Genomic DNA, 6,494 nt, shown 5'->3' on the forward strand with positions numbered 1-6,494 from the left:
CCGCGATGGATTTGTGGGCGTCGAACGATCGTTGCCGGAAAGCCGTGCGATGAGCGACGTGGTGTTCAGTCGTCGCCAGATTGCCGAGAGCGAATTGCCGATTTATCGAGGCATCTCGATGGTGGAAGTGACCGTGGTCGATAGCCCGGACAAGGCCGAATCGGCCGGCGCTGCCCTGCTGGCGGCAGCGGTTGTCGGTTTCGATACGGAGTCCAAGCCGACCTTTCGCAAGGGCGAGATTTCCACCGGGCCTCATTTGATACAACTGGCTGTCGAGCGGCAGGTCTATCTCTTTCCGGTTTGGTGCGAGGCGACCCATGGGGTCGTCAAGGAAGTGCTGGAAAGCCGGGCTGTCATCAAGGTCGGTTTCGGCTTGGGTAACGATCGCAGTGCCTTGAGCTCGCGCATGGGGATCAAGTTGAACAACGTGCTCGATCTCGGCGAGATTCTGCGCGGCCCGGGGCATCGCGGAACCGTGGGCGCCAAGGTGGCCGTGGCCCATTACTTCGGAGAGAAGCTGATCAAGTCGAAGAAGCTGGGGACCAGCAACTGGGCCAGCCGGCGTCTGGACGAGCGCCAGGTGCTGTACGCCGCCAATGACGCCCATGTGGCCTTGAAGATCTACCATGCCTGGTTGCGCGATACCTCGCGCAAGGACGCAATCCCGATGCACTCCACCAACACTCTGGATAAGCCATGATCGATTCGCTGCCCGAACTCACGCTGCTTGAAACCCGCATTCTTGGAACGCTGCTCGAAAAGCAGCGCACGGTGCCGGATACCTATCCGCTGTCGGTCAATGCCCTGCAATCCGGCTGCAACCAGAAAACAAGCCGGAACCCGGTGCTCGAAACGGGGGAGGCCGAGATTCTCGTAGCGCTCGACGCCCTGAGGGAGCGCGGTCTGGTGCGTGAGGTCAGCGGCAGCCGGGTCAGCCGTTTCGAGCATCTGCTGGAAAAAGTGCTTGGCGTGCCGAGCCAGGCCTCCGCCTTGCTGGCCGTGTTGATGCTGCGCGGGCCGCAGACGGCCGGTGAGTTGAGGTTGAATTGCGAGCGCCTGCATCGCTTTGCCGATATCTCGTCGGTCGAGGCTTTTCTGGAGGAACTCGCTGCTCGTAACGATGGCGCATTGGTCGTTGAGTTGCCACGCTTGCCGGGAGCGCGGGAGAACCGCTGGATGCACCTGCTTAGCGGACAGTCGACCATGGAGTCTAGCGCGGCTGGTGGCAGGGCTGTTGCTGCATCCAATACTGACATCGATGAGCTGCGCTCACGGGTCGCAATCCTGGAGGCCGAGGTGGCCGAATTACGTCGCTTAATACTGGACAGAAACTAATTTGCAGCAAGCTGGCGCGACATTGGGTCGGTGTTTTTTCAGTTCGCGCTTACATAGGATAGATGAGTGCGGGATAATGGCGGTTTGGCGACCGTAATTAGATATCCATTATTGTTTTGTTGCACTTCGAGAGGAAGGCATGATTCTCGTCACCGGCGCAGCCGGCTTCATCGGCAGTAATTTTGTTCTTGATTGGCTGGCTCAGTGCGACGAGGTAGTGCTCAATCTGGATGCTTTGACTTACGCCGGCAATCTGGAGAACCTGGCATCACTTGAAGGCGATGCGCGCCATCTTTTCGTCAAGGGCGATATCGGCGATTTCGATCTGGTTGCCAGCCTGCTCGCAAGGTACAAGCCGCGTGCGGTGGTTAACTTCGCGGCGGAATCGCATGTGGATCGCAGTATTCATGGTCCGGAAGATTTCATCCAGACCAATATCGTCGGCACCTTTCGCTTGCTGGAAGCGGTGCGCGCCTATTGGGGAGGAGCCCTGGAGGGTGACGCGAAGGCGGCTTTCCGCTTTCTGCATGTGTCGACCGACGAAGTATACGGTTCGCTGGAAAAGGATGACCCCGCCTTCAGCGAAAGCAACCGCTACGAGCCGAACAGCCCGTATTCGGCCAGCAAGGCGGCCAGTGACCATTTGGTGCGGGCCTATCACCATACCTATGGTCTGCCGGTATTGACGACCAACTGTTCGAACAACTACGGGCCGTATCATTTTCCGGAAAAATTGATTCCGCTGGTCATCCATAATGCGCTGGCCGGTAAGCCGCTGCCTATTTATGGCGATGGCCAGCAGATTCGCGACTGGTTGTATGTCAAGGATCACTGCAGCGCCATCCGCCGGGTACTGGAAGCCGGCCGTCTGGGCGAGACCTACAATATCGGTGGCTGGAACGAGAAGCCGAACCTCGAAGTCGTGCATACGCTTTGTGCCATCCTGGATGACCTCAGCCCGCGGGGCGATGGCAAGCCGTACAAGGAGCAGATTACTTACGTGAAGGATAGGCCGGGACACGACCGCCGTTACGCCATTGATGCGACCAAAATTGAACGTGAGCTGGGCTGGAAGCCGGCTGAAACTTTCGAAACCGGGATTCGCAAGACGGTTCGTTGGTATCTGGACAATCAGGCCTGGGTGACCAACGTGACGAGCGGTGCTTACCGCGAGTGGCTTGGCAAGCAGTACGGGGCCTGAACATGCGGATTATTCTTACCGGCAAAAATGGCCAGGTCGGTTTCGAGTTGCAGCGCGCGTTGGCACCATTGGGCGAAGTGGTCGCTGTAGACCAGCATGATTGCGATCTGGCGAATCCGGATGCCATACATCGGTTGCTGGCCGGTGTGGAGCCCAGCGTCATCGTCAATCCTGCGGCGTACACCGCGGTGGACCGGGCTGAGTCGGAGCAGGAGCTGGCGCAAGCCATCGACGGAGTCGCTCCGGGCGTCTTGGGCGATGAAGCGGTTCGGCGCGGGGCTCTGGTTGTTCATTACTCGACTGATTATGTTTTCCATGGCGCCAAGGATGGAGCGTATTCTGAAAATGACCTCTCCAAGCAGCAAGGTGCGTATGGAAAGACCAACCTGGTCGGTGAGCGGGGGCTGACGATCGCTACGGCCGATTACCCATTGCCGATTCCTCGGCCAAGCAATTCTCGGCTCGACACCAGCCACCTCCGCCAGACTTTCGGGCTGGAATTACCGAGGTGGCAAAGCGGACTGGATCATGTTTGCTCCAGATTCTTTGATTTAAGGACATTGCATGCGTAAGGGCATCATCCTGGCAGGTGGTTCCGGTACCCGCCTCTACCCGGTCACCTTGGCGGTTTCCAAGCAACTGCTGCCAATACACGACAAGCCGATGATCTACTACCCGCTGACCACGCTGATGTTGGCTGGTATTCGTGACATCCTGATCATTTCGACGCCGCAAGATACTCCGCGCTTTCAGCAATTGCTGGGTGACGGCAGTCAGTGGGGGCTCAACCTGCAATATGCAATCCAGCCCAGCCCGGACGGATTGGCCCAAGCATTCATCATCGGTCGCCAATTCGTTGGCCATGGCGGCAGCGCTTTGGTCCTTGGCGACAACATTTTCTACGGCCACGAGTTTGCCAATGATCTGCGAGCGGCCGATGCACAAACAGATGGCGCAACGGTCTTTGCTTATCATGTGCATGATCCCGAGCGTTATGGCGTGGTCGAGTTCGATGGTGCTGGGCACGCAATCGGCCTGGAAGAAAAACCCAAGGTGCCCAAATCCAATTACGCGGTCACAGGTCTTTATTTCTACGACAACCAGGTGCTCGATATTGCCCGCGATCTTAAGCCGTCGCCACGCGGCGAGCTGGAAATCACCGATGTGAACCGTATCTATCTGGAACGCCAGCAACTGAATGTTCAGGTCATGGGTCGTGGCCACGCCTGGCTGGATACAGGTACGCATGAAAGCTTGCTCGATGCCAGCCAGTTCATCGCCACCATCGAGAAACGCCAGGGGCTGAAAGTGGCCTGTCCGGAAGAGATTGCCTATCGCAAGGCTTGGATTGACGCCATCCACCTGGAAAAACTGGCGCAGCCGATGCTGAAGAACCCGTATGGCCAGTACCTGATGAGCATCCTCAAGGAGAAAGTATTCTGATGAAGGTCACGCCCACCCAGATTCCGGATGTACTCAGCATTGAGCCGAAGGTCTTCGGTGACGAACGCGGATTCTTCTTCGAGAGCTTCAACCTGCGTGCCTTTCGCGAAGCGACCGGGCTGAACATCGATTTCGTCCAGGACAACCACTCCAAATCGGCCCGCAATGCCCTGCGCGGTTTGCATTATCAGGTCCAATGCCCACAGGGAAAGCTGGTCCGCGTTACCCAGGGCGAGGTTTTTGATGTGGCGGTCGATATACGTAAGGGCTCGAAAACCTACGGTCAGTGGGTTGGAGAAATTCTCTCGGCAGAAAACAAGAAACAGCTATGGGTTCCGGCAGGGCTGGCACATGGTTTTGTCGTGCTTTCCGAAACGGCGGAGTTTCTCTACAAGACCACTGATTACTATGCGCCGGAGCATGAACGCTGTATCGCCTGGAATGACCCGGATCTGGGTATCGACTGGCCGATCAGCGGATGTCCGTTGCTGTCGGCCAAGGATGCTGCCGGGCTCGCCTTCCGCAATGCGGAGTAAGCAATATTGCGTGATCGGCCCAAGCGGAGTCGGATTCGGGGGTGAGTTTTCCGGCAATGGAAATTGATCCCTTTCGTGTTCTCGGCCTCGCCAAGGATTCTGCACCGGCCGACTGGAAGCGCGCCTATCGCCGCCTGGCCATGCGCTGGCATCCGGATCGCAATGACGATCCGCAGGCGACGGAGCGTTTCAAGGAAATCAATGCGGCTTACGAGCGGCTGACGACTGCCGACGATCCGGAGGTCGTCGACGAGGAATCCCGTGCGGACGAGGCGCCGGAGGCCACGGCTGAGCAGGATGTCGCGAAGGCCGCGGATATTCGTTTGAACATCGAGGTCAACCTGGATGAGGGAGCCGCCGGGTGCCGCAAACCGATTCATTATTCACGCGGCAAGCCTTGTGCGACCTGCGCAGGCAGCGGCGAGGCCGGCATGTCGCGGACCCGTTTCTGCGATGCCTGCCACGGCAGCGGCCGCGTCCACAATGCCGACCGGGTGTTGGTGCGCTGCGGGGACTGTGGCGGGCGCGGCTTGTTTACCGAACGGATTTGTCCCGATTGCGGCGGCAGCGGCCGGGATGCCGACGATGTCAGCCTGGAAATCACCATTCCGCCGGGCATGCTGCCGGGCGACGAACTGCGCCTGGCCGGGCAGGGCGAGCCGGGCGACGACGCGTTGCAGGCCGGCGACCTGTACCTCACCCTGGTCATCCGTTCGCATCCGCTCTACCGGCTGAACGGCCGCGACCTGCATTTCTCGATGCCGGTCAGCGCGCTGGCGATGATGGCCGGCGCCGACATCGACTTGCCTTCCTTGAGCGGTATTTTCCGGCATGCGCTGGCGACCGGCGCGGCCGAGCGTCGTTCGCTGCGTTTGCCGGGCAAGGGCTATCCGGGGCGGGGAAGGCATGCGGCGGGAGACATGCTGGTCGAACTGCTGCCGGTATTCCCGGCCAAGCTGGGGGCCAGGCAGCGCAAGCTGTTGTTGCAGGCCGATGCGGCCTTGCTCGACGATGCGGCGGAAGCGATGCCGGAAATCGCCGGCTGGCGCGCCGCCCATCTGGCGGACTGAGCGCCTCAGGGGCGCGGTGCCGGGTCGAAGCCGAAGCGCCTTGGGAGGTCATCGGCAGCGATGGCCTGCAGGCGATGGGTGTTCCAGAAAACAGTGCCGGAGCCGCTGCTCATCAGCTCAATGAATGCCTCTTCGCCGGCTGGCTGGCCATCCGGATCGCGACATTCGGCGAGGAAAGCGGCCAATTCCCGGTCGTCGAGCAGGCCGATGCCAAGGTCTGTTTCCAGCACGATGCTCCCGCCTTCGTCGAGGTAGATGGCTTTCACCGTATCGGCAGGCTGCCCCGTATGGCTGACGAAAGCGTTGCCGTCGCGCCGGAATATCCAGGGCGTTGCGGCGAGGGCGACGAAAACCCGCTGCGGGCCGTTCTGCACGAACCAGCGACCCGACGCGTCAGAACCGTACTGCCGGTTCATGAACTCGATCAGGCCGCGGTGCGTGACGCGCTCTCCCTGCAATCGCCAGTCGCCCCGCCGGTCGAGCGACAACCAGTCGTAACAGGCGGGAACGTTGGGCCACTTGGCGATGGCTGAGAGATCGACCGGCATCAGCTTTCGTAGGCTTCCATCGGCGGGCAGGCGCAGTTCAGGTTGCGGTCGCCATACACATCGTCGATGCGATTGACGCTCGGCCAGAACTTGTTGGCCGCCACCCAGGGCAACGGGAAGACGGCCTGCTGACGGCTGTACGGGTGCTGCCAGTCGGCATCCATGACGTCCGCCTGGGAATGCGGGGCATTCTTCAGCGGATTGTTGTCGGCTGTCCACACGCCGTTCTCGATCTGGCGGATTTCCTCGCGGATGCTGATCAGGGCCGCGATGAAGCGGTCCAGTTCGGCCTTCGATTCGGATTCCGTCGGCTCGACCATGATCGTGCCGGCCACCGGGAAGGACACCGTCGGCGCATGGA

Annotated in this window: 8 protein-coding genes and 1 pseudogene; 7 read left to right on the forward strand and 2 right to left on the reverse strand. The window is 60.0% G+C overall.

Annotation, left to right across the window (positions count from 1 at the left end; translation table 11 throughout):
• Positions 1-49: 49 nt before the first annotated feature.
• The 7 genes from Q0P59_RS17660 to Q0P59_RS17690 all read left to right on the forward strand — a co-directional run bounded on the left by Q0P59_RS17660 (position 50) and on the right by Q0P59_RS17690 (position 5,585).
• On the forward strand, positions 50-700 hold the full coding sequence (locus tag Q0P59_RS17660; protein WP_295008830.1) for a 3'-5' exonuclease: 651 nt from the start codon (positions 50-52) through the stop codon (positions 698-700).
• A complete protein-coding gene (locus Q0P59_RS17665; protein WP_295008831.1) occupies positions 697-1,335 on the forward strand; it encodes a YceH family protein in 639 nt (212 codons plus the stop codon). Before Q0P59_RS17660 ends, Q0P59_RS17665 begins: the two co-directional genes overlap by 4 nt.
• 139 nt (positions 1,336-1,474) lie before the next feature.
• Complete coding sequence (gene rfbB, locus Q0P59_RS17670) at positions 1,475-2,536, forward strand: dTDP-glucose 4,6-dehydratase (protein ID WP_295008834.1); 1,062 nt, start codon at positions 1,475-1,477, stop codon at positions 2,534-2,536.
• A gap of 2 nt (positions 2,537-2,538) precedes the next feature.
• Positions 2,539-3,108: a sugar nucleotide-binding protein gene (locus tag Q0P59_RS17675; protein WP_295008836.1), complete on the forward strand. Its 570-nt coding sequence runs from the start codon at positions 2,539-2,541 to the stop codon at positions 3,106-3,108.
• On the forward strand, positions 3,101-3,979 hold the full coding sequence (rfbA, locus tag Q0P59_RS17680; RefSeq protein ID WP_295008838.1) for a glucose-1-phosphate thymidylyltransferase RfbA: 879 nt from the start codon (positions 3,101-3,103) through the stop codon (positions 3,977-3,979). Before Q0P59_RS17675 ends, rfbA begins: the two co-directional genes overlap by 8 nt.
• Positions 3,979-4,515, forward strand: a complete 537-nt coding sequence (gene rfbC / locus Q0P59_RS17685; RefSeq protein WP_295008840.1) for a dTDP-4-dehydrorhamnose 3,5-epimerase — start codon at positions 3,979-3,981, stop codon at positions 4,513-4,515. The genes rfbA and rfbC overlap by 1 nt, the downstream gene beginning before the upstream one ends.
• A 56-nt stretch (positions 4,516-4,571) precedes the next feature.
• Complete coding sequence (locus Q0P59_RS17690) at positions 4,572-5,585, forward strand: J domain-containing protein (RefSeq protein WP_295008842.1); 1,014 nt, start codon at positions 4,572-4,574, stop codon at positions 5,583-5,585.
• Between the two features lie 5 nt (positions 5,586-5,590).
• Here Q0P59_RS17690 and Q0P59_RS17695 read toward each other — a convergent pair whose 3' ends face one another.
• Both Q0P59_RS17695 and Q0P59_RS17700 read right to left on the reverse strand, forming a co-directional pair.
• On the reverse strand, positions 5,591-6,133 hold the full coding sequence (locus tag Q0P59_RS17695) for a DUF2946 family protein (protein ID WP_295008844.1): 543 nt from the start codon (positions 6,131-6,133) through the stop codon (positions 5,591-5,593).
• Positions 6,133-6,494: pseudogene (locus tag Q0P59_RS17700) on the reverse strand (glycine dehydrogenase (aminomethyl-transferring)); the annotation flags it as partial. The pseudogene Q0P59_RS17700 and the gene Q0P59_RS17695, both read right to left, overlap by 1 nt.

Source organism: uncultured Dechloromonas sp., assembly GCF_945957265.1.
In the GTDB taxonomy this organism is placed as follows: domain Bacteria; phylum Pseudomonadota; class Gammaproteobacteria; order Burkholderiales; family Rhodocyclaceae; genus Azonexus.

Excerpts from the sequence above, each read along its gene's own strand:
- rfbC (WP_295008840.1), top strand. The coding sequence starts at position 3,979 with ATGAAGGTCACGCCCACCCAGATTCCGGATGTACTCAGCATTGAGCCG.
- Q0P59_RS17675 (WP_295008836.1), top strand. The coding sequence starts at position 2,539 with ATGCGGATTATTCTTACCGGCAAAAATGGCCAGGTCGGTTTCGAGTTG.
- Q0P59_RS17690 (WP_295008842.1), top strand. The coding sequence starts at position 4,572 with ATGGAAATTGATCCCTTTCGTGTTCTCGGCCTCGCCAAGGATTCTGCA.
- rfbA (WP_295008838.1), top strand. The coding sequence starts at position 3,101 with ATGCGTAAGGGCATCATCCTGGCAGGTGGTTCCGGTACCCGCCTCTAC.
- Q0P59_RS17695 (WP_295008844.1), bottom strand. The coding sequence starts at position 6,133 with ATGCCGGTCGATCTCTCAGCCATCGCCAAGTGGCCCAACGTTCCCGCC.
- rfbB (WP_295008834.1), top strand. The coding sequence starts at position 1,475 with ATGATTCTCGTCACCGGCGCAGCCGGCTTCATCGGCAGTAATTTTGTT.
- Q0P59_RS17660 (WP_295008830.1), top strand. The coding sequence starts at position 50 with ATGAGCGACGTGGTGTTCAGTCGTCGCCAGATTGCCGAGAGCGAATTG.
- Q0P59_RS17665 (WP_295008831.1), top strand. The coding sequence starts at position 697 with ATGATCGATTCGCTGCCCGAACTCACGCTGCTTGAAACCCGCATTCTT.